21 protein-coding genes are annotated in these 24,165 nt (G+C 62.3%); 10 read left to right on the top strand and 11 right to left on the bottom strand.

Going from position 1 to position 24,165, the window contains the following annotated elements:
- The first annotated feature begins 110 nt into the window (after positions 1–110).
- The 3 genes from pgmG (at position 111) to DBZ32_RS06790 (ending at position 3,654) form a co-directional block, all read left to right on the top strand.
- Positions 111–1,490, top strand: coding sequence for a phosphoglucomutase/phosphomannomutase PgmG (gene pgmG, locus DBZ32_RS06780; protein ID WP_119166398.1), 1,380 nt, complete (start codon positions 111–113; stop codon positions 1,488–1,490).
- Between the two features lie 115 nt (positions 1,491–1,605).
- Positions 1,606–2,148: a gamma-glutamylcyclotransferase family protein gene (locus tag DBZ32_RS06785; RefSeq protein WP_119166399.1), complete on the top strand. Its 543-nt coding sequence runs from the start codon at positions 1,606–1,608 to the stop codon at positions 2,146–2,148.
- A gap of 84 nt (positions 2,149–2,232) precedes the next feature.
- Complete coding sequence (locus DBZ32_RS06790) at positions 2,233–3,654, top strand: methyl-accepting chemotaxis protein (RefSeq protein ID WP_119166400.1); 1,422 nt, start codon at positions 2,233–2,235, stop codon at positions 3,652–3,654.
- A 111-nt stretch (positions 3,655–3,765) separates the two neighbouring features.
- Here DBZ32_RS06790 and DBZ32_RS06795 read toward each other — a convergent pair whose 3' ends face one another.
- Positions 3,766–5,019 carry a D-alanyl-D-alanine carboxypeptidase family protein gene (locus DBZ32_RS06795; RefSeq protein ID WP_208539135.1) on the bottom strand — a complete coding sequence of 418 codons (1,254 nt, stop codon included), beginning with the start codon at positions 5,017–5,019 and terminating at the stop codon, positions 3,766–3,768.
- A 172-nt stretch (positions 5,020–5,191) separates the two neighbouring features.
- Between DBZ32_RS06795 and DBZ32_RS06800 the strand changes: the two genes are divergently transcribed.
- The gene (locus tag DBZ32_RS06800; RefSeq protein WP_119166402.1) at positions 5,192–5,908 is read left to right on the top strand and encodes a hypothetical protein; all 717 of its coding nucleotides are present in this window, start codon (positions 5,192–5,194) and stop codon (positions 5,906–5,908) included.
- Positions 5,909–5,943: 35 nt separating this feature from the next.
- On the opposite strand, the gene DBZ32_RS06805 is transcribed toward DBZ32_RS06800, so the two are convergent.
- Together DBZ32_RS06805 and fliI are read right to left on the bottom strand one after the other, a co-directional pair.
- Positions 5,944–6,366, bottom strand: coding sequence for a flagellar FliJ family protein (locus DBZ32_RS06805; protein ID WP_119166403.1), 423 nt, complete (start codon positions 6,364–6,366; stop codon positions 5,944–5,946).
- A complete protein-coding gene (gene fliI / locus DBZ32_RS06810) occupies positions 6,363–7,778 on the bottom strand; it encodes a flagellar protein export ATPase FliI (RefSeq protein ID WP_119166404.1) in 1,416 nt (471 codons plus the stop codon). The genes DBZ32_RS06805 and fliI overlap by 4 nt, the downstream gene beginning before the upstream one ends.
- A gap of 258 nt (positions 7,779–8,036) precedes the next feature.
- On the opposite strand from fliI, the gene ctrA reads away from it, so the two are divergent.
- Entirely contained in the window at positions 8,037–8,759 is a 723-nt protein-coding gene (gene ctrA, locus DBZ32_RS06815) for a response regulator transcription factor CtrA (protein WP_119166405.1), read from the top strand.
- A gap of 108 nt (positions 8,760–8,867) precedes the next feature.
- On the opposite strand, the gene DBZ32_RS06820 is transcribed toward ctrA, so the two are convergent.
- The gene (locus tag DBZ32_RS06820) at positions 8,868–9,737 is read right to left on the bottom strand and encodes a MipA/OmpV family protein (protein WP_162906612.1); all 870 of its coding nucleotides are present in this window, start codon (positions 9,735–9,737) and stop codon (positions 8,868–8,870) included.
- Between the two features lie 120 nt (positions 9,738–9,857).
- On the opposite strand from DBZ32_RS06820, the gene DBZ32_RS06825 reads away from it, so the two are divergent.
- Together DBZ32_RS06825 and DBZ32_RS06830 are read left to right on the top strand one after the other, a co-directional pair.
- Positions 9,858–10,538, top strand: coding sequence for a response regulator transcription factor (locus DBZ32_RS06825; protein WP_119166407.1), 681 nt, complete (start codon positions 9,858–9,860; stop codon positions 10,536–10,538).
- 4 nt (positions 10,539–10,542) lie between these two features.
- Entirely contained in the window at positions 10,543–11,934 is a 1,392-nt protein-coding gene (locus DBZ32_RS06830) for a sensor histidine kinase (RefSeq protein WP_119166408.1), read from the top strand.
- 114 nt (positions 11,935–12,048) lie between these two features.
- Here the strand turns inward: DBZ32_RS06830 and DBZ32_RS06835 are convergent, their stop codons facing one another.
- From DBZ32_RS06835 to DBZ32_RS06855, 5 genes are read right to left on the bottom strand one after another with little or no spacing between them, the layout of a single operon-like run.
- Complete coding sequence (locus tag DBZ32_RS06835) at positions 12,049–12,888, bottom strand: CheR family methyltransferase (protein WP_119166409.1); 840 nt, start codon at positions 12,886–12,888, stop codon at positions 12,049–12,051.
- Positions 12,885–14,006: a protein-glutamate methylesterase/protein-glutamine glutaminase gene (locus DBZ32_RS06840; protein WP_235830090.1), complete on the bottom strand. Its 1,122-nt coding sequence runs from the start codon at positions 14,004–14,006 to the stop codon at positions 12,885–12,887. Before DBZ32_RS06840 ends, DBZ32_RS06835 begins: the two co-directional genes overlap by 4 nt.
- A 38-nt stretch (positions 14,007–14,044) precedes the next feature.
- Complete coding sequence (locus DBZ32_RS06845; protein WP_119166978.1) at positions 14,045–14,410, bottom strand: response regulator; 366 nt, start codon at positions 14,408–14,410, stop codon at positions 14,045–14,047.
- Positions 14,411–14,466: 56 nt separating this feature from the next.
- A complete protein-coding gene (locus DBZ32_RS06850; protein WP_119166411.1) occupies positions 14,467–14,961 on the bottom strand; it encodes a chemotaxis protein CheW in 495 nt (164 codons plus the stop codon).
- Positions 14,958–17,780, bottom strand: a complete 2,823-nt coding sequence (locus DBZ32_RS06855; RefSeq protein ID WP_119166412.1) for a hybrid sensor histidine kinase/response regulator — start codon at positions 17,778–17,780, stop codon at positions 14,958–14,960. The genes DBZ32_RS06850 and DBZ32_RS06855 overlap by 4 nt, the downstream gene beginning before the upstream one ends.
- A 388-nt stretch (positions 17,781–18,168) precedes the next feature.
- On the opposite strand from DBZ32_RS06855, the gene DBZ32_RS06860 reads away from it, so the two are divergent.
- Positions 18,169–19,896, top strand: coding sequence for an ABC transporter permease (locus DBZ32_RS06860; protein WP_119166413.1), 1,728 nt, complete (start codon positions 18,169–18,171; stop codon positions 19,894–19,896).
- A gap of 148 nt (positions 19,897–20,044) precedes the next feature.
- Here the strand turns inward: DBZ32_RS06860 and DBZ32_RS06865 are convergent, their stop codons facing one another.
- Together DBZ32_RS06865 and DBZ32_RS06870 are read right to left on the bottom strand one after the other, a co-directional pair.
- Complete coding sequence (locus DBZ32_RS06865) at positions 20,045–21,097, bottom strand: extracellular solute-binding protein (protein ID WP_119166414.1); 1,053 nt, start codon at positions 21,095–21,097, stop codon at positions 20,045–20,047.
- 240 nt (positions 21,098–21,337) lie between these two features.
- Positions 21,338–21,973 (bottom strand): histidine phosphotransferase family protein, encoded by a 636-nt coding sequence (locus tag DBZ32_RS06870; RefSeq protein ID WP_119166415.1) that lies wholly within the window; start codon positions 21,971–21,973, stop codon positions 21,338–21,340.
- Positions 21,974–22,178: 205 nt separating this feature from the next.
- Between DBZ32_RS06870 and DBZ32_RS06875 the strand changes: the two genes are divergently transcribed.
- A complete protein-coding gene (locus tag DBZ32_RS06875) occupies positions 22,179–22,373 on the top strand; it encodes a DUF3553 domain-containing protein (RefSeq protein ID WP_119166416.1) in 195 nt (64 codons plus the stop codon).
- 51 nt (positions 22,374–22,424) lie between these two features.
- Positions 22,425–24,161, top strand: a complete 1,737-nt coding sequence (locus DBZ32_RS06880; protein ID WP_119166417.1) for an NADH-ubiquinone oxidoreductase-F iron-sulfur binding region domain-containing protein — start codon at positions 22,425–22,427, stop codon at positions 24,159–24,161.
- Positions 24,162–24,165: the final 4 nt, after the last annotated feature.

The raw sequence follows: 24,165 nt of genomic DNA on the forward strand, positions 1-24,165 counted from the left end.
AACGTCTACGACCCCGAACGCGTCCAAAAAGCCGGATTCCAATACTCCGGTATCGGACGGGGACAACCTGCTCAAACCAAAACGAAGACCGCAAGCGGAGTCAGCGCAGCATGACGGCCCACAGCTTCGATCCGACCCTTTTGCGTGAATACGACATCCGTGGCATCTTCGGGCAGACCCTCTCGACCGACGATGCGGTGGCGCTGGGTCGCGCCTTCGGCTCGCAGATTGCCGAAGACGGCGGCAGCCGCGTTGCCGTCGGCTATGACGGGCGGCTGTCTTCGCCGGAACTGGAGGCAGCCCTGGTCGAAGGACTGGTCTCCACCGGCATGCAGGTGCTGCGGGTCGGACTGGGTCCGACGCCCCTGCTCTACTACGCGGTCTGCGAGCTGCCGGCGGACGGTGGCATCATGGTAACCGGATCGCACAATCCACCGGATTACAACGGCTTCAAGATGATGCTGGCCTCCGGCAGTGTCTTCGGATCGCAGATTCAAGAGCTCGGGCAGAGAGCTGCGGAGGGTCGCTTCGTCGAAGGCCAGGGCAGCGAAGAGCGCAGCGATTTGATGACGGCTTACGTCGACCGGCTGCTGCGCGATTTCAAAGGCGCGCACAATCTGAAGATCGCCTGGGACGGCGGCAACGGGGCGGCTGGTGACGCCATGCGCGCTCTGACCAAGCGCCTGCCGGGCGAGCATATCCTGCTGAACGCCGAAATCGACGGCACCTTCCCGGCCCACCACCCCGATCCGACGGTCGCGAAGAACCTGGAACAGCTCATCGAAACCGTGCAGCGCGAAGGCTGCGATCTCGGCTTCGCCTTCGACGGCGACGGAGACCGGATCGGCGCGGTCGACGGTCAGGGCCGCATCCTCTGGGGCGACCAACTGATGCTGCTCTTGGCTCGCGACGTTCTGAAGGCTCACCCCGGAGCCACCATTATCGCCGACGTCAAAGCCAGTCAGATGTTGTTCGACGGCATCGCCGAACTCGGCGGCCAACCGCTGATGTGGAAGACCGGACACTCCCTGATCAAGGCCAAAATGAAGGAGACCGGCTCTCCCTTCGCCGGCGAAATGAGCGCCCATCTCTTCTTCGCCGACCACTTCTACGGCTACGACGACGCACTTTACGGTGCTGTCCGCCTCCTCAACGCGCTGGAAACCTATGGCGACAACCTCGCCGCCTTCCGCGACTCCCTCCCGCAGCTCACAAATACGCCGGAAATCCGCTTCCCCGTCGATGAAGCGCGCAAATTCGACATCGTCGAGGAGGTCGCCGAGCGTGTGAAGAAGAGCGGCGCGGAGGTTATCGACGTGGACGGCGTTCGTGTCCGTGACGGCGACGGCTGGTGGCTTCTGCGAGCCTCCAATACCCAGGATGTGCTGGTCGCGCGCTGCGAAGCGCCCAGCGACACCGGTCTTCAGCGTCTCAAGCTGCTGCTCGGCGAACAGCTCCGCCAGTCCGGCCTGGAACCTCCCGAGTTCTAGAACGGGGTCGGCGAGCCGCCGCCTCCCGAAGGTCGGCACCCGAACGCCGAACCACCTGGTGTCCCACCGCACGTAGGCGATTTAACTGGCCTTCGGATTGCGCCAGGATATCGGGATGCGTGTTTTCTTCTATGGCACCCTGCTTGACCCCGACGTTCGCCGCATCGTCCTGCCGCACCTCGCCTGCGATCTGACACTTAGGCCGGCCGAGCTGCGCGGTTTTCGGAGGGTGGCGGCGTGCGACGGAGACTATCCCGTCCTGAGTCCCCATCCTTCGTCACGGGTCAGAGGCTATCTGGCTGACGGGCTCGATTTGATCGGTCTAGCCCGCGCCGCCCATTTCGAGGGCGCGCGCTATCAGCCGGCCTTGCGATCCGTAAGTGAAAGCGAAAATCGAAAGACGGATGCCTGGCTTTTTCTGCCGGTCGACCCTCGCCGTCACGCCAGCCGGAAGCCGTGGGATCTCGGCCTTTGGCAACGGCGCCGAAAGCGTCACCTCCTGCTCGTCGCCAAGCAGTGGATGGCAGAGTTCGGTGCCAAGGATCTCGCCAGCGGCGACCTCTCCTGGCAAGGACGCCGGACGCTGCGATCGCTGGCTAAAAAGGCGCCAAGAAAGCAAATTCATATTGGCATCCCCCGGGCCGAAGCAGCCAAATGACCATCGGAGGCGCGAGTTTACGGCACTTTAATCCTAATACAGCAGACTGAGTACTTATCTAATTCTGCCGAAACGAGACCTTTCATGTCTGCTTCCGAAACCTCTCGGAACGCTTCCTCTGTCCAGGGTGCAGGTAACGATCTGATAGATCGCATTGCAGAAGCGGCCGGAAGCCTCTCCCTCGAGTTGGTCGACGTGGCCGGCGGTATCGAGGCTGCCACACAGACCTTCAGCACTCAGGCAGAGGCCTTCGGTTCACTTTTGCAGAACGCCGAAACGATTGGCAGCCAAAACGCCAAGATCGCCGAAGCGGCGCAGACAGCAAGCGAAACTGCGAAAACCGCAAGCTCAGAGGTCGTTTCCTCACGTGATACGATCGAAGGTTCGCTTGGCGACATTCATGCTCTGGTTGAGGCGGTGACTGAAATCGAGCAACAGCTGAATGGATTGCAGGACGCGCTGGGCGAAGTCGGAAAGGTGGCCGCCGACATCGATGCCATCGCACGGCAGACCAACCTTCTGGCCTTGAACGCCACCATCGAAGCCGCTCGCGCCGGCGCAGCAGGTAAGGGCTTTGCCGTGGTCGCCGGTGAGGTCAAGGTGCTCGCCGCGCAGACCAGCGAGGCGACGGCACAGATCGACCGAACCCTGAAAGGCCTCACACAGCAGGCCGAGCAGCTGATTTCTCACGGCGCCGAAAGTACCGCGCGCGCTCAAAACGTGCGCGAAGGGACCACCACGATCGGCCGCGTAGTCGACACCGTCGCTTCCGCTGTCGAAAGCATGCGTCATGAAACGGCCGGTATCGCAGAGGCGGCAAGCGAGATCGAAGCGCGCTCCGGTGACTTCCTCGGAACGCTTACGTCAATGTCCGGCGAAGTCAGCCATGCCCGCGACAGCCTGGGCGATGCGCGCGAGCGGATGAATCATCTCTCGGCCGCCAGCGAACAACTGGTCGACCTTTCCGCGCAGAGCGAGCAGAACACGCTCGATCGCCCCTTCATCCAGAAAATCCTCGGTACGGTGGGCGAAATCGCCGCTGCCTTCGAAGCGGGGCTGAAAACTGGCGAGGTGAGCGAAGCCGATCTCTTCGACCATGACTACGAGCCGATTCCCGGAAGCGATCCGCAACAGCTCCTAGCCCGTTTCACAGCCTTCACAGATCGAACCCTGCCAGCGATCCAAGAGCCGGTTCTGACTTGGGATCCGCGCGTTGTCTTCTGCGCCGCAATCGATACCCGCGGCTATTTGCCGACCCACAACGCTAAGTTCGCCAAGCCGCAGGGCAGCGATCCGGTCTGGAACAATGCGAACTGCCGTAACCGCCGTATCTTCGATGACCGGGTCGGTCTGGCGGCTGGGCGGAACACCAAGACCTTTTTGCTCCAAACCTACCGCCGGGACATGGGGGCCGGGCAGTTCGTCCTCATGAAGGATCTCTCCGCGCCCATCAAGGTACGCGGCAAGCATTGGGGCGCCCTGCGACTCGCCTACAAACCCGACTAGACCTGCTGCGAGTAAGATCGGCGTGACGGCCCCGGGTCGGAGACAGAGCGAGACTAAAGACCGGCAAGCGTACCGTCCGCGGCCAAACGAAGCTTCGCGTTCGGCGAAGCGTCAGACGCCGTCTCGGACCACAAGGCAGGGGGTGGAGTGCTGACGCTCTAGACGGCGGCAAGCTTCCAACGCCGTGGTGTGAGTGTTCAACCCGGTCAGCCGAGCCCGGAACAGCGTATCGCTGCCATGTTCGGTCGGCTGAACCAAAACCTGCGCGCCTTTCAAAAGCTCCGGCATGCGACGGACGGCTGCAGCAGCGGCACCCCGAGCCAATTCGTAGTGGCCGAAGGCACCGACTTGCACGGTCCAACCGACGACGCCCCTGGCTTCGGCGCGCGATACCAGACTGAAACCTTCGCTTTCGGTCACAGGCTGTTCCTGCGTGCCTTCGCCGGTCGCAAGTGCGAGGGAGATGCCGGGGCGCATCGGATTGCGCGGCGGCAGTCGACCGGGCGTCGGGACGCCCAAAGCCGCAACCTGGGTGAAACCGCGGTTCAGAAGCGCAACCATATGGTCGTCGCGCGACCGGCCGGTGCGTCCACCGAAGACGACTGCCACCACCCGGCGACCGTTCCGTACGACGGAGGCCGCAAGATTGAAGCCGGAGGCACGAATGTAGCCGGTTTTGATTCCGTCCGCGCCTTCGTAGCGGGTCAGCAGCTTATTGTGATTCCGGTAGGTCTGGCCTTTGTATGAGAAACGCGTTGTCTGGAAGTAGGCGTAACGCTCCGGAAAATCGGCCATGATCCGGATCGAGAGGGTCGCCATGTCACGCGCTGTGGTGATCTGGTCCGAATTGGGCAGACCGGAAGCATTCTGAAAAGTCGTGCTGCTCATTCCCAGTTGGCGGGCTCGCTCGGTCATTTCACGGGCGAACTGCCATTCCGTCCCGGCCAGGCCCTCGGCCACGACGACGGCGACGTCGTTGGCCGACTTGGTCACCAACGCCAGGATCGCGTCTTCCAGCCGGATGGTCGAACCGGACCGAAGACCGAGTTTCGACGGCGGCTGCGCGGCTGCACGCGGCGAGACGACCAGTTTGTCGTCGAGAGAAACCTCACCACGCTCCAAAGCCTCGAAGGCCATGTAGAGCGTCATGATCTTGGTCAGGGAGGCCGGGAACCGGGGCGCATCGGCATGACGCGCATGCACAACGGTGCCACTCTCGACATCGACCATAATAGACGCATATCTGGGATTGGCCGAGGCGGGCGTGGCCAAGAAGACGGACGCCATCAACAGCCCGAGCAGCAAACTCGAGCGGGAAGCGCCGGCACGAGCTGTGACAGCGAAGAGCGCTAACGCGGTCGGCACGGAAACATCCCCTTCAATCGCAATAACAACGACGCACCCCAGAAGCTTGAATCTAGACAACTTCATCCGGTTTGTCTAGCCATTCCGATACCCTGATCGCAGATCGAAATCGTTCGGCTTTACTGGTTCATTCTATTAAATAGCGAAAAACTGTTAGCGGAGTCTTGATGCCATGGCGATCGTGAGCGGCCGGTTTCCAATTCGCGCAAGCCTAGCAGCCGGCCTCGCCCTACTGGTGATGACTGCCTGCACCTACTCCGGCGGAATCGACCAGCCAGGCGTGCAGAAAATCAGTTGGTTTAGCTACTTGAACGGAGACGACATCCGCCGCGCCTGCGTGCCGGGCAGCGTTCCACATTGGCGCCTGGTGTATAACGGTCAGTACGAGCAGCAGCTTCGTGGCTACGAGCTGGTCGGCGACGGTCACGGCGGCGCGACCTACAGTGCGAGAGTCCAGACACCGGCGAGCCTGACCAACTTTACGCTCAACAACCCGCTGGAGCCCTGGGCCTGGAAAACCAACGAGTTGCTGCTCTCGCCGCCCGAAGTACAAGGCTTCGAGACGGCCCTCCAGCAGTCCGGCGCCTACGGGCCGACCCCGAAAGGCCTGCGCCTGCATTCGCGCAACTTCTATTGGATCCTGATCGCCTGCCGCGATGGGGTCGTTCACTACAATGCCTGGCTTCATCCCTCCGAACGCTGGGATCGCATCGTCTTCGACGACTGGCTGTTGCGCTTCGACGAAAGCGGCGTCCCCTTTCGCGAGCCGCGCTTCGTCGACCCGGCGGAGCGCCTCAGCGACCGAATTACCCGCGGCGACGACGACAGCTCGGTGAATTTCGATATTCAGATCGGTGACAACGGCCTGGTCGGCCACCTGAGTTTCTGAGTCCGGTGTAAAGCCGGCGCGGACGCGGATCCGTCTTATCTCTGACCTCTGCGACGATGGAGTTCGAGACCCAGCTCATCTTCGACCAGTTGCTCGGCCCGCGCCGCTTTGTCCTTGGCGCGCTTGAGAGCGCCGGCCTGGGCCAACTCGTACTTCTTGAGTTCCTGAAACGCCGTTTGCACGGCCATCCGGGCCTCTTCGCCTTCCGCCTCGACCGCGCGGAGGCTCTCGACAAGCTTGTCGCGTCGTCGCTTGGCGACAGCGACAAAGGCCGGATAGGCCACTGCGCCTTCGAGCGAACGGGACGCCACTTCCTGCTCGGAGGCGATCTCTTCGTCCAGCAGGGTGATATCGTTGCTGAGACGCTGAGCTAGTCGCTCCAGATCGGACAGCAAACGCCGCTTCTCGTCGAGAGTCCAGCGATGCAATCGAACCAGATTCTCGATAGCTCCCGTCATGCCGACGCGCCCTCCTGCGCCTCCGGTTGACCCGTAGCAGTTTCATCTTCATCCGGCGGAGCGGAAGCTACCTCAGGGGGCCAGTCGAGGCCCAATGCGTTGGCGAGTGCGGCATAACCGCCCGCCAGATCGGCACGCTCGCATTTATCCTGCTTCAGGACGGCCTCGATCGCCGGATAGTGCTGGATTGCCTCGTCCACCGCTGCGTCGCTGCCCTGTCGATAGGCGCCGATGCGGATCAACTCGCCCATGTTTTCATAAGTTGAGAGCAGGCGGCGAGCGCGCTCGATCAGATCGTTTTCCTCCGGCGAGTTGCAGGCCGGCATGGTGCGCGAAACGCTGCGCAGGATGTTGACGGCGGGATAGCGGCCGCGTTCGGCGATCTGGCGTTCCAGCACGATGTGACCATCGAGGATGCCACGGACGGAATCGGCCACGGGTTCGTTGTGGTCGTCACCTTCCACCAACACAGTGAACAGCCCGGTGATGGCGCCCTGCCCGGCCTGGCCAGGACCCGCCCGCTCCAGCAAGCGCGGCAGTTCGGCAAAGACGGAGGGCGTGTAGCCCTTGCTCGCGGGAGGTTCGCCGGCTGACAACCCGATTTCCCGCATTGCCATTGCGAAACGGGTCACGGAATCGATGAGGCACAGCACCTCCCGGCCCTGATCGCGGAACGCCTCGGCCAAACTGAGAGTCAGGTGCGCAGCCTGCCGGCGCATCAGCGGCGGCTCGTCGGAGGTCGCGACCACGACGATCGAGCGGGCCAGACCTTCGGGGCCCAGGTCGTCCTCCAGCCACTCCTGCACTTCGCGCCCGCGCTCTCCGATCAGGCCGATCACGTTGACATCGGTCGCGGTGTAACGGGCTAGCATTGAGAGCAGCACAGACTTACCCACGCCAGACCCGGCGAAGATCCCCATTCGCTGACCGCGGCAGCAGGTCAGGAAGCTGTTAAGCGCCCGCACGCCCAGGTCGATCTTGCCGCCGACGCGCGCGCGTCCATGTGCCGGCGGAGGGTCGGCGCGCAACGCATAGGCCTGCTGTCCCTGCGGCAAAGGGCCCTTGCCATCGATCGGCTCACCCAGTGCATTGACCACGCGACCCAGCCATCCCGCGGCCGGATGCACGACCGGTTCCGCCTCGGCCAGCTCGGCCCTGCAGCCTAGGCCGACGCCGTCGAGCTTGCCGAAAGGCAGCAACAAGGCCCGGCCATCCCGGAAACCGACCACCTCGCAAGGCAAGCGCCGCTCACCGCGCGCCAGAATTTCGCAACGGGATCCGATCGACAGCACCCGCTCGAGGCCGGCCACTTCGACGGTCATGCCCAGGACACCGGCCACTCGGCCATAGAGCCGATGATCGGAGAGACGTGAAATTTCATCAAAAATCGTTTCGGCGGCTGAAAGTGGCATTTTTGTCCCTTCGTCCCAGCGCGTACCGATGCAATCCAGGAACTGGCGATTAATTCACTGTTTTACAAAAGAAAATACCCTCCGCTTTCGGCTGCAAGCATGCCCCCATTCAACTTAAAGATAAGTAAAGCCGAGGTGCGCTCTCTTCCGAGCCGGTAAAGGTTTATTAACGACATTAGCGAAAAATGGTTAACGTTATAGCCAGGGTTATCTGGCCATCGGGAAATTGCGCCTTTCAAGAGGGGGTCGAGGTCGACCATGCGTGTTCTGCTCGTCGAGGACGATACCGCCACCGCCCAAAGTATCGAGATGATGCTCCGTTCCGAAGGTTACGTGTGCGATGTGACCGACATGGGCGAAGATGGGCTGGAAATCGGCAAACTCTATGACTACGACATCATCGTCTTGGATGTGATGCTGCCGGATATTGACGGCTACGAGGTACTGAGACGGCTGCGCTCCGCGCGCGTCAACACGCCGATCTTGATCCTCTCCGGCCTCACAGCGCTTGACGAGAAAATCAAGGGGCTGGGCTTCGGTGCCGACGATTATCTGACCAAGCCTTTCGACAAGCGCGAGTTGGTCGCTCGTATTCAAGCGATCGTTCGCCGCTCGAAAGGGCACTCGGAATCGATTATCCGCACCGGCCGCTTGGCGGTGAATCTCGACACCCGCACGGTCGAGGTCGATAGCCAGCCCATCCACTTGACCGGCAAGGAGTACGGCATCCTGGAGCTGCTGTCTCTGCGCAAGGGCACGACGCTCACCAAGGAGATGTTCCTGAACCATCTCTACGGCGGTATCGACGAACCGGAGCTCAAGATCATCGACGTCTTCGTATGTAAGCTACGCAAGAAGCTGGCCTCCGCCACGCAAGGCGTGAACTACATCGAGACTGTCTGGGGCCGCGGCTACGTTCTGCGCGATCCCCAGGAAGTGCCTGGTCAGGAAGAGCCCGAGAAGCAAGTCGCCAACGCTTAGCCGCTAGGCCTCAAGGGTCTCGTCGCTTTTCCAGTAAAGGATGGCGGTAGTGCATCGCCCGGCCGGATACAGGCGTCCGGCCAAGCGGACTCGTTGGTTCCAAGACCGCTAAAATCGGTAAGCGATGAAGCCGCCGACTTCGACGGCCCCTTCGTTCTCGACGATCGGGCTGTCTGCGGCGTCGCCGACAAGGCGGCTGTACTCGACGAAGCCGAGCAGGCTCCAGCTTTCGGTGAGTTGGTAGCGGCTCGATAACGAGACACCGGCACCATAGAGGCCCGCCCCCGCATCGTAGCGCCCGAAGCGGCTGCGGGCGGCCTGTCGTCCCGTCACGCCGAAGAAGCTCTCGAGATACTGTCCGTCGCCGAATTGCAGGAAGGTCTCTGCCCCGACCGAGAGACGCTCGGTGAGTTGGTGACCGACCCCAGTGCTGACTTCACCTCTTAAGCCTTCATGGCCATTGCCGACATCCTGATAGAGTTCCGCGCCAAACTCCAGGAAGCCGACCTCCAGCGTCGCGAATAGGCCCACTTCAGCCGACAGGTCGATGTCGCCGAGGCCATCCAGCCGGTTGTCGTCATCCTCGTCCCGACTCTCCGACGGGCGCACCGACAGCCCTACCGAGAGCCCCTCGATCAGGCTGTCTTCCCGCTCCGCCCAGTTGATGACGTAGCCGCCCAGGCCCTGCTCGCTGCGCAAGAACAGCCGGTCACGCCAGGTGACGTCGACATAGGGCAGAGGTGAAATGCTGTACTCATCGGCACCCGGATACTCGGGACCGTAGGTCGCTCCAGCACCGACCGTCACGTCCCAGTCGCCGGCTTTGGCAGGAGACGACAGAACGAGACACAAGCCCGATATCAAAAGCGTTGCCACCGCGATCCTGGCGACAGTCTTGGCCGCACTCGGGACTTCGCGCTGTCCAAACAGCAGATCCGCAGGCGAAGCATGACGTAGAAGACCTGTTGGAATAAGCACCCGTTTTCCTCCGTCCTGGGGCAGGAATAGACGGAGGGATAGGATTGAAAACTTACTGCAGGCTTTCAGCGTTAAGACTTGGTGCGCAAGACCGACGTAAGCCTGAGGAGACTTCGCTGAATGCGTGTTTTAGTGATAGAAGACAATGCGGAACTCGGCGCCGCCGTTTCCCGGGGTCTGCGCAATACGGGCCTGACCGTCGACCTCTTCGGCACCGCGGAGGAAGCGGAAGAAGCCTGGCAGTTGGCCGACTATTCGGCCGTCGTCCTCGATCTCATGCTCCCAGACGGGTCCGGATTGGACGTTCTGAGGTCGGCCAGACGCAGTGGCCTCTCCACTCCCGTCCTCATCTTGACCGCACTCGACGGGATCGCTGAACGGATCGCCGGCCTTGATGCCGGTGCCGACGACTATCTGACCAAGCCGTTTCACAGCGAGGAACTGGCGGCTCGCCTTCGCGCCCTGATGCGGAGATCGAAGCTGCCGATCGTTCGCGAGATCGAAGCCGGCAGTATGCTGATAGATCTCGAAGCGCGGGTTGCACGCACCGGCTCGGCTACGCTGTCGCTCTCTCGTTCCGAGTTCCTGGCCCTGGAATGCCTCGCGCGGAACCAGGGGCGAACCTGTTCCAAGGAGACGATTGCCAATGCGATCTATGGCTTCGAGGAGGAGTGGAGCGAAGGAGCGATCGAACTTCACGTCCATCGCTTGCGCCGAAAACTTGCGGTCCAGCCAGGCATGCCGAGGATAAAGTCCCTGCGCGGCTTGGGCTACATGCTGGTCGCCGATCTGGAGAACTGAGTGCATGCGCCGCTCCCACTCCCTCGCACGACAGCTCTATCTTCGGCTGACCGCCGTGGTGACGGTCAGCTTTGCGATCTTTGTCTCGGTCATGCTCGTGGACTTCAATTTCGAAGGGATGCTGATCGAGCGCGCCAGCCTGCTCGGGCTTGCCCAACGCATTGCCGAGGCCCCGGAACGCTTCGGTCTCACCGGGAGTCCGTCAGGCGAGACCCTGCCGATTTCCGGGATCACCGTCCGTCGCCTCAACGGTGAGATCCTGGTTTCGCCGGATCGTTGGGCGATAGACACCATCCCCGCCGACCCTCTCCGATACGACGAGTACAGTATCGAACTGGGGCGCGACCTTCGGACCGGCGACGAACTTTTGGCTGTCGCGGTTGCGATGGACGGCGCCGCGCTCGGCCTTGCCAGCGGGCCCGTGATCCTTCAGATAGCGAGACCGGCCTCCGATCTCGTACCGATCATCCGGTCCTTCTTCCAGGCGACCTTTGTCGAAATGTGGTGGATCTTCGCACTGATCCTCTGCATCACCCTGGTGGTCGTACGCTTCACCGTGGAGCGGTCGATGCGTGCGGTCGAAATCGCTTCCGAACAAGCCGCTGCGATCGCCCCCAACGATATCGACCGCCGCTTGCCGCTGGAGGGCCTTCCACGTGAAATCGAGCCGTTAGCCCGCCGGGTCAACGACGCACTCGACCGGCTGGAGCGCGGCTATCGCGCGGAGCAGGCCTTCACCGCCTCCGCAGCCCACGAGTTGCGCACGCCGCTTTCGGTCCTGCGCGCCAGGATCGAGGCCATTCCGGCGAGCCCGCAGCGCGAGCATGCACTCGACAAGGTCGACGGCATGGCGCGGCTGATCGGGCAACTCCTGCAGTTGGCACGCATTGAGACCTGGCAAGGCAAGCTGGAAGATACCGCCGATGCCGCCGAAATCTGTCGGACCGTCGCGACCGATCTGTCGGCCCAGATCGTGGCCTCAGGCGGGGATATCGAGCTGAAGGCTCCCGCCTGCAAAACCGGGTGGCAAGTCGATCGTATTCTTTTGGAAATCGTTGTTCGCAACCTGATCGAAAACGCGATCCGGCATGCCGGTCCGTCACCGAGGATTCGCGTCACCATCGGGAACACGGCACTGATCGTTGAAGACGATGGGCCCGGCATCGCGGAAGAGGACAGAGAACGCATCTTCACCGTCTTCTGGCGGCGAAGCAGTGCGAACGAGGATGGCGCCGGCATCGGTCTCGCCCTCGTCTCACGAATCGCCGGTCGAATGGGTGCAGGCGTTCAGGTCGCCCGATCGGACCTTGGCGGTGCAAGGTTGACGGTCTTCGCGACCGAATCGGCTCCGCAGATTCTGGCGGTAGCCGGCCAGGATGAGGAGCTGCAGAGATAGTAGCGTTCCATGGAGGCCTCACGCCTCCGGGACATTTCGGCGAGACAGACGGAACCGGCAAAGAGAGTCTCGGACAACCGCCCCCTGCCAGCCCAGCCTCCCACGGAAAGTGCGCTATCCGGCCGCAGCAACCTTCGCAGCAGGATCGACGACGCCGTAGAGACCTCGCTGACCGGGCAAGACCTGGAAGCGGTCGGTGATACCGAGAACCGTTTCGGCACCGCCGAGATAGAGATAGCCGTCAGATGGCATCTGCTTAGCGACTCTTTCCAGAACCTGAGTCTTCGTCGGTTGATCGAAGTAGATCAGGACATTGCGTAGGAAGACGATATCGAAGCGACCGAGCGACGCGGGGCTCTCGAGCAGATTGAACATCCGATAGTCGATCATCCCGCGCAGATCCTGGGTGATCTGCCAACGATCGCCGACCTGCGTGAAATACTTCATCAAGAGATTGATCGGCAGGCCGCGCTGTACTTCGAACTGCGAGTAGATGCCTTCCTTGGCCTTATCGAGAATAACCGTCGAAAGGTCGGTCGCTACGATCTCGACGCGCCAGCCAGCAAGCTTTGCCGCCTGCTCCTTCAAAATCATGGCCAGCGTGTAGGGCTCCTGCCCCGATGAACAGGCCGCCGACCAGATGCGCAAGGATCGACTCGACCTGCGCGCGTCCAAAAGCTGAGGCAGGACGATGTCCTTGAACTGATCGAAGGGTCGCGTGTCGCGAAAGAAGAAGGACTCGTTGGTCGTCATCGCCTCGACGACGTCGAGCTCCAAGGGTGACCCCGGCCGCGCGCGCAGTTGGGAGGCAACATCCTCAACCGACGTCAGGCCGTGTTTGCGTGCGACCGGTCCCAACCGGCTTTCCAGCAGGTAGGCTTTCTCGTCACTGAGCACGAGGCCGGAGCGATTGCGCAGCAACGTGGCCAGGAAATCGAAATCAGACTTGTTCATGCGGCGCTCCTCAGCACCTTCCGGCGCAAATAGCCGGAAATTTCTCCGATCGGCAGTACCGCCGTGCAGAGACCGCGAGTTGCGACGGCACCGGGCATGCCCCATACCACCGAAGAGGCCTCGTCTTGAGCCACCACCTGTCCGCCGGCAGCGACCACGGCCTCACAGCCCTTCGCGCCGTCGGAGCCCATACCGGTCAAAATCACCGCCTGTAATCGGGGCCCGTAGATCGGCGCAAGCGAGCGCAGCATCGGGTCGACGGCCGGTCGGCAAAAGTTCTCTGGCGGATTCTGATTCAGTTGAATGAAGCGCTTCGTTCCCTCGGATGCGACAGTCATGTGCCAATCGCCGGGAGCGACGTAGATGGTGCCGGCCTGCAATGGCTCACCGTCCCGACCCTCATGGCACTCCATACCCGAGGCCCGGCCCAGATGCTCAGCCAAGAGAGTCGTGAAGGTTGCCGGCATATGCTGAGTGATCAAGACCGGCAACCGCAACGCACCCTTCAGATCGCCCAACAGCTTGAACAGCGCCTGCGGCCCGCCGGTCGAACTGCCGATGGCAAGAACTTCCGGCATCTGTGTCGAGGGGTCGCGCAGTTTTACGGGAGTCGCCCCGGAAGCCGACCCGGAGGCAGGCCTCTGGGGTGCGGTAGCCGTCGGCTTGACGCTGCGCTGCCCGACCGACCGACCGCCGCGGGCCGCGCTGGCGAGCGCCTTGACCTTGTCGGTCAGTTCGCGCTTGAAGGCGTCGGCCGAGTGCAATTCACCACCCGAGCTTGGCTTAGCTACGTAGTCGGCGGCCCCCGCGCGCAGCGCTCGCAAGGAGACGTCCGCGTTTTTCCGCGTCAAGGTCGACGCCATGATGACCTGCAAGCCCGGCTTGAGGCTCAGCAACTGCGGCAAAGCGGTCAAGCCGTCCATGACGGGCATCTCAATGTCGAGCACCACGACATCGACAGGCTGACGTGGAAGCTGATTGAGCGCCATCTGGCCGTTAGAGACCGAGGCGACAACTTCGATCGTGGGATCCTGTTCCAGCGCTCTCGTCAAGAGACCGCGGATAACGGCGGAATCATCCACGACCATGACGCGATAAGGATCTGCGCTGCTCGTCATTTTTGTTGGCCCAGCTCAGAGGTGGAAATCGGAAGGCGCTAAAGGACGCCGGCTTGCTGAAACTTCGATTCGAGAATGTCGCTGTCGAAGGGCTTCATGATGTACTCGTTGGCACCGGCCTGAATGGCCTCTTGAATATGCGCAAGGTCGTTCTCCGTTGTGCAGAAGACGACGATCGGCTGCTGCTTGTCGGCTAGGCCCCGCAGTTCGCGCAGAAATTCGATGCCGGACATCACGGGCATGTTCCAATCCAGCAGCACGGCATCGGGCATCTGAGTGAGGCAGCGATCGAGGGCTTGTTTGCCGTCCGCCGCCTCGTCGACCGCAAAGTTGAGGTCCTCGAGAATACGTCGGGCGACCATCCGCACCACTTTCGAATCATCTACAACCAGACAGCACTTCATGAACTGGAGATCCCAAATCACAGCCCGGCATCCTGGCCGGAGCAAGATGGAGGCGATTAGGCCGCAACGCGACCGTAGTCGAGCAGACGCTCGACGCTGAGAACGACGAGCAACTGCTTGTCCAACCGGTAGATACCATCGGAGTAGTCGCGAAACCGCGGGTCCAAGGTTGGCGGATTGCGCTCGAACCCATCCGGCGCAAGCGCCAGTACCTCGCCGACCTGGTCGACCAACAAGCTGTAAAGCTCGTGGTCGTGCTCGACCACGATCGCCATGCTGGCTTTCTTCGAATCGTGCGGCGGCAAACCGAGACGCAGACGAACGTCGATCGCCGTGACGATCCGGCCGCGCAAGTTCAGCGAACCGGCGATTTCCGGTGGTGCGAGCGGTACCGGCGTTGTCTTCATGGAGCCCAGTACGTCCTGAACCTTGAGGACGTGAATGCCGAACAGCTGACCCGCGATCGAGAAAGTTACGAACTCGGTCGCCGCCTCGGCGGCCTCGATATCGACCTCTATCTTACCGGCGTTGGAAACAGTCGTGGTGCTCATGCCGCTCCCCTGTGATCGCTAAGGGTGTCCTGTAAACTCGTGAGAAGCGCGTCTCGGTCGAGCTTGGCCACATAATCGGTGAAGCCGACGGACCGACCGCGGGCGATATCGCGCGGCGAGGCGTGCGAGGTCAGCGCCACGATGGGCGTCTCCCGCCACCGGTTTGCGCGAATCTGCTCGGCAAGCTCGAAGCCGTTCATACCCGGCATCTCGATGTCCGAAACAATGATGTCGAAGTCGCGACCCGCCTCGCAAAGCTTCAAGGCCTCTTCGGCTCCCTCGACACTGGTTACGTCATAGCCGGCCGTGGTCAACAAGGGAGCCAGCAAGTTGCGGAAAAAGGGACTGTCGTCCACTAGCAGCACGCGATTGACCGCTCCTTCCCCGAAGGCTTCGTGCGTATCGACGTCGAACCAGTCGCGGAAGGCCTGGGTGAGATAGAAGCCGGCATCGATGATGTCGGTCGCTTTGCCGCCGACCACAGCGGAGCCGACGAAGCCCTGGCGATCGCTGGTCAATTCGACGTTCAGACGACCCTCGACGATGTCGACGATGTCGTCGACCACCAAGCCCATGGAACGGCCGCGGTCGGAGAAGACTAGAACAGGTTGACGACCCTCGCTGGCGAGCTCGCGGTCATCCTCCATACTGACCAGAGGCATGAGAACGCCGCGATACTGCACCACCTGCTGGCCGTTTGAGTCCTCCACCTGTGACAGGTCGATCTCCTCGAGTCTGGCGACGAGAGCGAGCGGGACAGCCTTGGGGGCATCGTGGCCGGAGCGGAAGACCAGCAGCGCAACCTCGTCTTCGCGGCGCAGATGGCGCTGCTCCGAGGTTTCACCCTGTGAGTCGGTGACGTTGATCTCGCCGGTTTGGCTAGCGATGCCGTTGGGATCCAAAATCATCACCACCGAACCATCGCCCAGGATGGTGTTGCCGCTGAACAACTGGATGTCGCGCAGGATCGGCGCCACCGGCTTGACGACGATCTCTTCCGTATCGAAGACGCGATCGACGACGATGCCGAAGGTATAGGTACCCACCTGTGCAACGACGATGAAATGGTCGTCCTTCTCGGCCTCGGATTCAGGCATGTCGTAAGCATCGAGCCGTAGCAGCTCGCGCAAACTGACCAGCGGCAGCAACCGATTTCGCAGGCGCAGAACCGGTGTGTCCTTAATGTGCTCGATCTGATTCTCGCTGCGCGAAGAGGTACGAACGAGTTCGATCACGGAGAGCTGCGGAATGGCGAAGCGTTCCCCGGCGCACTCGACGATCAGCGCCGAGACAATTGCAAGGGTCAACGGGATCTTGATGGTGAACTTGGTGCCCTTACCCGGCACCGACGTTAGCTCGACGGTACCGCCGATCCGCTCGATGTTGGTGCGGACGACATCCATGCCGACGCCGCGGCCCGAGACGGCGGTCACTTTCTCCGCCGTCGAGAACCCTGGCTTGAAGATGAACTGCATAATCTGCTGATCGCTCAGCGCTTCCAGTTCGGCCTCTGATGCGAGGCCGTTGGAGATGGCCTTGCGCTTGATGGCCTGCGAGTTCAGTCCCTTACCGTTGTCGGCGATCTCGATGATGATGTGACCGCCCTCATGGTAGGCGTTCAGCATCACGGTGCCGGTCTCGGGCTTGCCGCTACGGCGGCGTTCGGCCGGGGTTTCAAGGCCGTGATCGGCCGAGTTGCGAACCATGTGGGTCAGCGGATCCTTGATCAGATCCAAGACCTGGCGGTCCAGCTCGGTATCCGCGCCCTTCATGGTGAGATCGATTTTCTTGCCGAGTTCATGCGCCAGATCGCGAATGATGCGCGGGAGTTTCGCCCAGGCATTGCCGATCGGCTGCATGCGCGTCTTCATGACGCCTTCCTGCAGTTCGGACACCACGTGGTTGAGGCGCTGAAGCGGCGCGGCGAATTCGGTCTCTTTCTGGCTGCGCAGAATCTGCAGGAGCTGGTTGCGCGTCAGCACTAGCTCAGAAACCATGGTCATCAGATTTTCCAGCAACTCCACGTTCACGCGGATCGACTGGTTGGCGACACTGGATTCCTTGGGCGTCTCGCTCTCGCCGGACTTCCCAGCCTTGGGCTTGCCCGCTGCCGCCGCCTCGGCGGGAACAGCGGCGTCCGGAGCCGCCTCGGCAAGCTGAACGACATTTTCCATCTCTTCGATGGCGGGCTCTGCGGCTTCCGCTTCGATGACGAGCGGATCGGCCGTCTCGGCCTCGACGCTTTCGATCTCGGCCACAGGCGTTTCGCCCTCGGTCTCGGGAACGACCGACTCTGGAACAGCCAAGTCCGCGGTCATCGCATCGGCCGCTTCCGGAGCGGTGGCCGCCAGATCGTCGGCAACCGGATCGGCGGCAACTTCCGCCTCCTCTTCGGCTGGCGCGGCTTCGACCGGCTCGGAAGTCCCTTCGGCAGCCACAGTCCGACCTTCGGCGCAGGCGTCCAGGCGCGCGATCAATTCACCGTCGTCGCCTGCCGGCTCGGCCTCCGTCGCCTCCAGCACCTCCAGAATTTCCCGGATCCGGTCCAGACACTCCAGGATGAGCGAGACGGCCTCGGGCGTGACTTCCAACTCACCGTCGCGCACACGACCCAAGATGTTCTCGCCGGAGTGCGCAACCGACTCCAGACGCGGCAACCCCAGGAACCCGCAAGTTCCCTTGATTGTGTGCATCAGGCGGAAGATGTTGGACAGCAGCTCTGGATCGTTAGGATTTTGCTCCAGCTTAACGAGTTCGACGTCGAGAACACCGAGGCCTTCGTTGGTTTCGGTTAGGAATTCGCTGAGCAGATCATCCATCGGGGCGTTTTCCGTCTACTGGCATACAGGGCGGACACCGGTTTGACCGGTCCCGGGAGCGCCATTGGCGCGGCTAACGTCGTAAACAATTTCAAACTCGCCCTAAAAAACGGTTACTTCCTGCAAATTCTGCCGAAATGCGAGTAGCCGAACCTTCGATCCATCGGAGCGAGAAATCGTCGAGGCGGTATTCAGAAAATCATGATGCGAGAAGCTCGCGAACGCTTCGCATTTGCATATTTCCTGCTTACACTTGCATGATCCAGAGCAATGCCAGCTCCGCCGGCAACGCTACGACTGCCGAGATGAGCGTCCTTGCGACTGGCCGCTTACCCGAAAAGGCGATCACCGAGGAGACGGCTCCGCGCCCGTCCATGTGCCCAGTTCGATGACCGATCTCGCCCAACCCACCCCGTCATCGTCGCGCCGCGTAACCGCAAGTCTGAAGCGGGAGACGCCCGAGACGAAGGCTCCCAGGCTCAAGTCCGGCACTTGGCTCACCGCTACGGCCGTGGCGGTTGCCGGACTACTGGCCTTGCCGGTCCTTGGGGTGTTCGCGAGCTTGTTTCAAAGGAGCGATGGTGCCTGGCAGCATCTGGCAGAGACTGTGCTGCCCGACTTCATCGTCAATACCCTCTATCTCACGGTCCTGGTGGGAGGCGGTGTGTTGTTGGTCGGCGTCGCCACGGCCTGGCTCGTTACCATGTGCCGTTTTCCCGGTCGGCGTTTGTTCGAGTGGGCTCTGATCCTCCCCTTGGCATTCCCCGCCTACGTCATCGCCTACGCTTACACCGACTTCCTGCAGCACCCCGGCCCGGTCCAGACACTGCTGCGCGAGCTGACCGGTTGGGGCCCGCGCGACTACTGGTTCCCTCAGATTCGTTCGATCGAAGGCGCCGGGTTGATGTTCACCCTGGTGCTCTATCCCTACGTCTACCTTCTGGCGCGCACGGCCTTCCTGAACCAGTCCGTCTGCGCGCTCGAGGTCAGCCGCACACTGGGTCGCAGCGCCTGGTCTTCTTTTCGCCACGTCGCCATGCCGCTCGCCCGTCCGGCCATCGTGACCGGCACGGCGCTGGCGCTGATGGAAACGCTGGCCGACTTCGGCACCGTGGCTCACTTCGGGGTGCCAACCTTCACCACCGGCATTTATCGGGCCTGGTTTTCCATGGGGGATCGGATTGCGGCCGCACAGCTGGCCGCCAGCCTGCTCGGCTTCGTCGTCCTGCTGCTATTCCTTGAACGCTGGCAACGCGGTCGCGCCCGCTACTTTCAGACCGGCCGCAAGTATCAGGAGCTTCCGGGCTATCGCCTGGTGGGCTGGCGTGCGGCGGCGGCCCTGACCGTCTGCGGCTTGCCGCTGGCCTTAGGATTCCTGCTGCCGCTCGTCATTCTGGTCGAGATGCATTTCAGCGGGGGACACGACCTCTTCGGACCACGCTATCTAAAGCTGGTGTTCAACTCCTTCACTCTGGCCGGCGTCGCCGCGGTCCTAGCCGTCGGACTGGCCCTCTCCATGGCATATGCCGCCCGTCTCAGTCCTGGCCTGGTGACACGGAGCGCCAACCGCATGGCAAGCCTGGGCTACGCCGTTCCGGGATCGATCATAGCGGTGGGCGTGCTGATCCCGCTGGCGGGATTCGACAACGCGTTAGATGCCTGGATGCGTGCAACCTTCGGTCTGTCGACCGGCCTGTTGCTAACCGGCAGCATCGCCGGCCTGGTCTTCGCCTACCTGGTCCGCTTCATGGCGGTGGCCCTGAACACGGTGGAGTCCAGCCTGGCGAAAGTCACGCCCGCGATGGACGACGCCGCCCGCACGCTCGGTGCCAGCAGCGGCAGCGCCTTGCGCCGCGTCCACATGCCATTGCTGCGCGGCGGACTGCTGACGGCCGGACTGATCGTCTTCGTCGATGTGATGAAGGAGTTGCCGGCCACACTGATCATGCGCCCCTTCAATTTCGATACGCTCGCCGTGCAGGCTTACCGCCTGGCCAGCGACGAGCGACTGACCGAGGCCGCAACTCCGTCTCTGGCGATCGTGGCCGTCGGGTTGCTGCCTGTCATCCTGCTCAGCCGGGAAATCATGAAGTCGCGGCCGGGGTATCGCGGTTAGACGGCACTCGCAGCGAAAGAGCTGGCGCAGCGAACGAGTTGGCAAGCCCGGTGACAACCCCCTGCTTCGAACGCGCGATGTCCCCTCACGATGAAGGGCGCGCCCTTCGCAGGACGCGCCCTCGTCGCTCGATCACTCGAAGGTCGGCTTATTCGTAGCCGACTCGGTCGTAGATCTGCTGTGCCAGCGCCTGATTGGCACCATAGACCGTCAGCGAGATCCCATCCTCTTCGTAGTCGCCCATCTCCTTAAGGCTGTCGGGCAACTCCACGCCGACGACAGCCGGATACTCGTCGTTGCCTTCCGCGAAGTACTGCTGCGCCTGATCGCTGGCCAAGTACTCCAGGAACTTGATGGCATTTTCCTGGTTCGGTGCGGTTGCCACGACACCGGCGCCTGAAATATTCGCGTGGGATCCAGTCGTCTGCTGGTTCGGGAAGACCCAGCCAACCATGTCCGTGCTGCCGGACAGACCGTCGACATCCTTACGCAGGGCGCGGGCGAAGTAGTAGGTGTTGGCAACCGCGATCTCGCACTCGCCGGAGACGATGGCGCGAATCTGATCGGTGTCACCGCCTTCCGGATCGCGTGCCCGGTTGGCCCAGACACCGGCCGCCCACTCCTCGGCCGCCTCTTCTCCCTTGTGATCGATAAGCGCGGCCATCAGGGAGAGCATGTAGATGTTCGACGAGGTGCGCGTACAGACCATGCCCTCGTACTGCGGATCGGCCAACGCTTCGTAGGTCTGTGGCGGCGCTTCCACATCGTTCTTGTCATAGAAGATCACCCGCACACGCTTCGAAAAGCCGAACCAGTGCCCCTCGTCATCACGCAGGTGGCTGGGGATCCGTTCGTTGAGGAGGTCGTTCTCAACAGGGGCCAGAAGCCCCATCTCCTCAGCCTTCCAAAGACGGCCGGCATCCACCGTGATCAACAGATCTGCCGGGCTGTTGGCGCCTTCGCTGTTGATGCGCTCCAGCAGAACGTCGGCACTGTCCTCGATCCGGTTGATGGTGATACCGGTCTGCTCCTCGAAATCGCTGTAGAGCCGCTCATCGGTATCGTAATGACGAGAAGAGTAGATGTTGAGTTCGCCCTCGGCCTGGGCTTGGCCGGGAAGGCCGGCGGTGGCGATCAGGGCGGCGCCGACAGCGCCGGCCAGAAGTCCGCGCCGGGTTGATTCGCCTCGGGTGACGCGCATTGTCCTTATGATCCTCCAAGTTCTCCTGTTTGCGTCCGCCTCGTCGTCCGTCGGCTTCTTGAAAGCGACAGAAAGCGAAGCGCGAACGGTTGCCAGCCATTTTAGGTTGAATAAACCTGCAAATAACTGAGAACCATTCTCATTCGCGACGCTAATGCAATTCACTCGCACACGCAAGGGATTTCGGCGATTAGGGCAGTCCGAAGCGCTGCCGTGCACGGCGGGAACTCGGAGACGCTCTCACTCGACGATTGTCGCAGAAAAGCTGACTTCGCCGGGCGTATCGGTCGCCACGGAAAGTTGGCTGCCCGAGAGACGGATCAATTGTTGAGTGAAGTAGGCATGAACGTTGCGCGGCGTGAGATCGTCGATCTCGGCATGCTCGTCGAGACCGATTTCACTTTCCGGACGCAACCGGGCGTCAATGCCTTGCGCGGTAACGGTCAGGTCGGCGCCGGCGCCAGCGCCGACGATCGCTAGTACCACCTTGCCGCCACGAGGCAGGCTCTCCGCCCCCAGTTGACTGAGGTTGAGGATCAGCTTGGGAAGGCTGGCCGGCAGCATGGCCGGCAGGTTCTCGGGCCACACCAAAACCGACTTCTGGTGTTGCAGCATCTTCTCGACGAGATCGCGGACCATGCCGTAGTCGGTCACGCCGCCGCCGCTGGCTCCGTAGGCCAAGCGGTAGAACTGCAGCACAGTACCGGCATGCTGAGCACTCGAATTGACCAGCTTGACCGCCTCGTCCCCCATGAGCAGGTCGTCTTCGGCCAGCAACTCCATACCGTTGTTGACCGCACCGACCGGTCCCACGAGGTCGTGACACAGCTTGGAAGCCAACAACTCCGACAAACGCAGGTCCGCTGCAGCTGCCATCGTTTATTCCCCCTCCTTCTTCACGCTAGACCGCCCTCCCGCCGCATAGCGGCAAGCTGGCGTCGCTCCTGAGATTTCAACGCACCGACCCAGGACCATAGACTGACCAGTCGCAGTTGCCCTGCGTCAAGGGGTGGTGTGCCACAACCTCCTAGTCTCGGGTCTCGGTCTCGAAGAAGTTTCGGGCGATGGAGGGAGGAAGCGCATGAACGTGGAATTGGTGCCGGGTGCAATGGTGCGTCATCCGGAAAAACCCGAATGGGGCCTGGGACAAGTGCAGTCGGCGATCGGCAGCCGTGTCACGGTCAACTTCGAAGACGCCGGGAAGCTGCTGATCGACACGAGTAAAGTCAGCCTGACAGTCGTCGATCCCGACGAAGAGGATCGCAGCGAAGGCTGAGAACCGCGAGTGAAGCCGCCGAATAGACGGCACAGGTTAGAAGGTGGAGCGATGCCCGAGGGCAACGGCGTGGCGATGAAACGCAAGATCCACCCCGGCTCAGGCCGGCGGAAGGCACCGACGGAGCCGCGCGGACGCGTTCTGGAGCCCGAAGCGCAGGAAGAAGTCGCCAGCTTGCTCGGCCAGCGGCCGCGGCGCGCCGACCTGCTGATCGAGTATCTTCACCTGCTGCAAGACACCCATGGCTGCCTGCAGGCCCGCCACCTGCAGGCCCTGGGCGACGAATTGAGCCTGCCGATGGCGGCGGTTTACGAAGTCGCCTCCTTCTACGCCCACTTCGACATCGTGCTGGACGGCGAAACGCCGCCGCCGCCACTCACCGTAAGGGTTTGCGACTCTCTCACCTGCGAGCTGTTCGGCGCAGCCGAACTTTTGAACAACTTACCGGACGCCCTCGCTGACGCCGGGCTCGGTGACGCCGTGCGTGTCGTGCGCGCACCCTGTATGGGGCGCTGCGATACGGCCCCGACCTGCGAAGTGGGCCATCGCCACGTGGACGCGGCAACACCGGAGCGCGTCGTCCAGGCGGCGGAGGGTGCCTACCGGAGGAGCGAACGCCACCCCATCGCGGCCTCCTACGAAGATCTGCAGGCCTACCGGAGCGGCGGTGGCTACAGGCTGCTGGACGATTGCCGGAACGGCTCACGCAGTGCCAAGGAGATCACCGACCTCCTGGCCAACTCGAACCTACGTGGCCTGGGCGGCGCAGGCTTCCCGGCCGGGCAGAAATGGCGTCTGGTCGCTCAACAGCCGAAACCGCGGCTGCTGGCGGTCAATGCCGACGAGGGCGAACCCGGCACCTTCAAGGACCGCTACTATCTGGAGCGCTGGCCGCACCGCTTTCTGGAAGGAATGCTGATCGCCGCCTGGGCGGTCGAGGCGGAGCGGTTATTCATCTATCTGCGCGACGAGTACCCAGCCATTCAGCTTATCCTAGAGCGGGAGTTGGCCGAGCTTCGCAAGGCGGGGGTCCTAAACGGCATAACCGTCGAACTGCGGCGCGGCGCCGGCGCCTACATTTGCGGTGAAGAGTCGGCCATGCTGGAGTCCCTCGAAGGCCGGCGCGGCTATCCCCGACACAAACCCCCCTACCCGAGCCAGGTCGGTCTGTTCGGGCGCCCGACCCTGACGCACAATGTCGAGACTCTCTACTGGGTTCGCGAAATCGTCGAACGGGGCGCCGGCTGGTTCGCCAGTCAAGGCCGCAACGGCCGCAAGGGTCTGCGCAGCTTCTCCGTTTCGGGCCGCGTCAAGACTCCGGGCATGAAGCTGGCTCCGGCCGGCATCACCGTGCGCGACCTGATACAGGAATACTGTGGCGGCATGAGCGACGGACACCGCTTCAAGGGCTATCTGCCCGGCGGCGCATCGGGTGGCATCTTGCCGGCGCACTTGGACCACATTCCGCTCGATTTCGGAACGCTCGAGGAGTTCGGCTGCTTCATTGGCTCGGCCGCTGTCGTCGTGCTGTCCGATCAAGACAACATCAGGCAGGCGGCGCTGAACCTGATGCGCTTCTTCGAGGACGAGTCCTGCGGCCAGTGCACGCCCTGCCGCGTCGGCACGGAGAAGACCGTCAAGCTGATGCAGGATCCAGTGTGGGATATCGCGCTCTTGTCGGAGCTGGCGGAGACCATGCGCGACGCATCGATCTGCGGCTTGGGCCAGGCGGCGCCGAACCCCCTCCTGTCCGTTCTGCGTTACTTCCCCGAAGACCTCCAAGCGTAGCGCG

The organism is Algihabitans albus (genome assembly GCF_003572205.1).
Lineage (GTDB): Bacteria > Pseudomonadota > Alphaproteobacteria > Kiloniellales > DSM-21159 > Algihabitans > Algihabitans albus.

Bases quoted from the DNA above. Each gene is read 5' to 3' on its own strand.
- pgmG (WP_119166398.1), top strand. From the start codon at position 111: ATGACGGCCCACAGCTTCGATCCGACCCTTTTGCGTGAATACGACATC.
- DBZ32_RS06785 (WP_119166399.1), top strand. From the start codon at position 1,606: ATGCGTGTTTTCTTCTATGGCACCCTGCTTGACCCCGACGTTCGCCGC.
- DBZ32_RS06790 (WP_119166400.1), top strand. From the start codon at position 2,233: ATGTCTGCTTCCGAAACCTCTCGGAACGCTTCCTCTGTCCAGGGTGCA.
- DBZ32_RS06800 (WP_119166402.1), top strand. From the start codon at position 5,192: ATGGCGATCGTGAGCGGCCGGTTTCCAATTCGCGCAAGCCTAGCAGCC.
- DBZ32_RS06805 (WP_119166403.1), bottom strand. From the start codon at position 6,366: ATGACGGGAGCTATCGAGAATCTGGTTCGATTGCATCGCTGGACTCTC.
- fliI (WP_119166404.1), bottom strand. From the start codon at position 7,778: ATGCCACTTTCAGCCGCCGAAACGATTTTTGATGAAATTTCACGTCTC.
- ctrA (WP_119166405.1), top strand. From the start codon at position 8,037: ATGCGTGTTCTGCTCGTCGAGGACGATACCGCCACCGCCCAAAGTATC.
- DBZ32_RS06825 (WP_119166407.1), top strand. From the start codon at position 9,858: ATGCGTGTTTTAGTGATAGAAGACAATGCGGAACTCGGCGCCGCCGTT.
- DBZ32_RS06830 (WP_119166408.1), top strand. From the start codon at position 10,543: ATGCGCCGCTCCCACTCCCTCGCACGACAGCTCTATCTTCGGCTGACC.
- DBZ32_RS06835 (WP_119166409.1), bottom strand. From the start codon at position 12,888: ATGAACAAGTCTGATTTCGATTTCCTGGCCACGTTGCTGCGCAATCGC.
- DBZ32_RS06840 (WP_235830090.1), bottom strand. From the start codon at position 14,006: ATGACGAGCAGCGCAGATCCTTATCGCGTCATGGTCGTGGATGATTCC.
- DBZ32_RS06845 (WP_119166978.1), bottom strand. From the start codon at position 14,410: ATGAAGTGCTGTCTGGTTGTAGATGATTCGAAAGTGGTGCGGATGGTC.
- DBZ32_RS06850 (WP_119166411.1), bottom strand. From the start codon at position 14,961: ATGAGCACCACGACTGTTTCCAACGCCGGTAAGATAGAGGTCGATATC.
- DBZ32_RS06855 (WP_119166412.1), bottom strand. From the start codon at position 17,780: ATGGATGATCTGCTCAGCGAATTCCTAACCGAAACCAACGAAGGCCTC.
- DBZ32_RS06860 (WP_119166413.1), top strand. From the start codon at position 18,169: ATGACCGATCTCGCCCAACCCACCCCGTCATCGTCGCGCCGCGTAACC.
- DBZ32_RS06865 (WP_119166414.1), bottom strand. From the start codon at position 21,097: ATGCGCGTCACCCGAGGCGAATCAACCCGGCGCGGACTTCTGGCCGGC.
- DBZ32_RS06870 (WP_119166415.1), bottom strand. From the start codon at position 21,973: ATGGCAGCTGCAGCGGACCTGCGTTTGTCGGAGTTGTTGGCTTCCAAG.
- DBZ32_RS06875 (WP_119166416.1), top strand. From the start codon at position 22,179: ATGAACGTGGAATTGGTGCCGGGTGCAATGGTGCGTCATCCGGAAAAA.
- DBZ32_RS06880 (WP_119166417.1), top strand. From the start codon at position 22,425: ATGCCCGAGGGCAACGGCGTGGCGATGAAACGCAAGATCCACCCCGGC.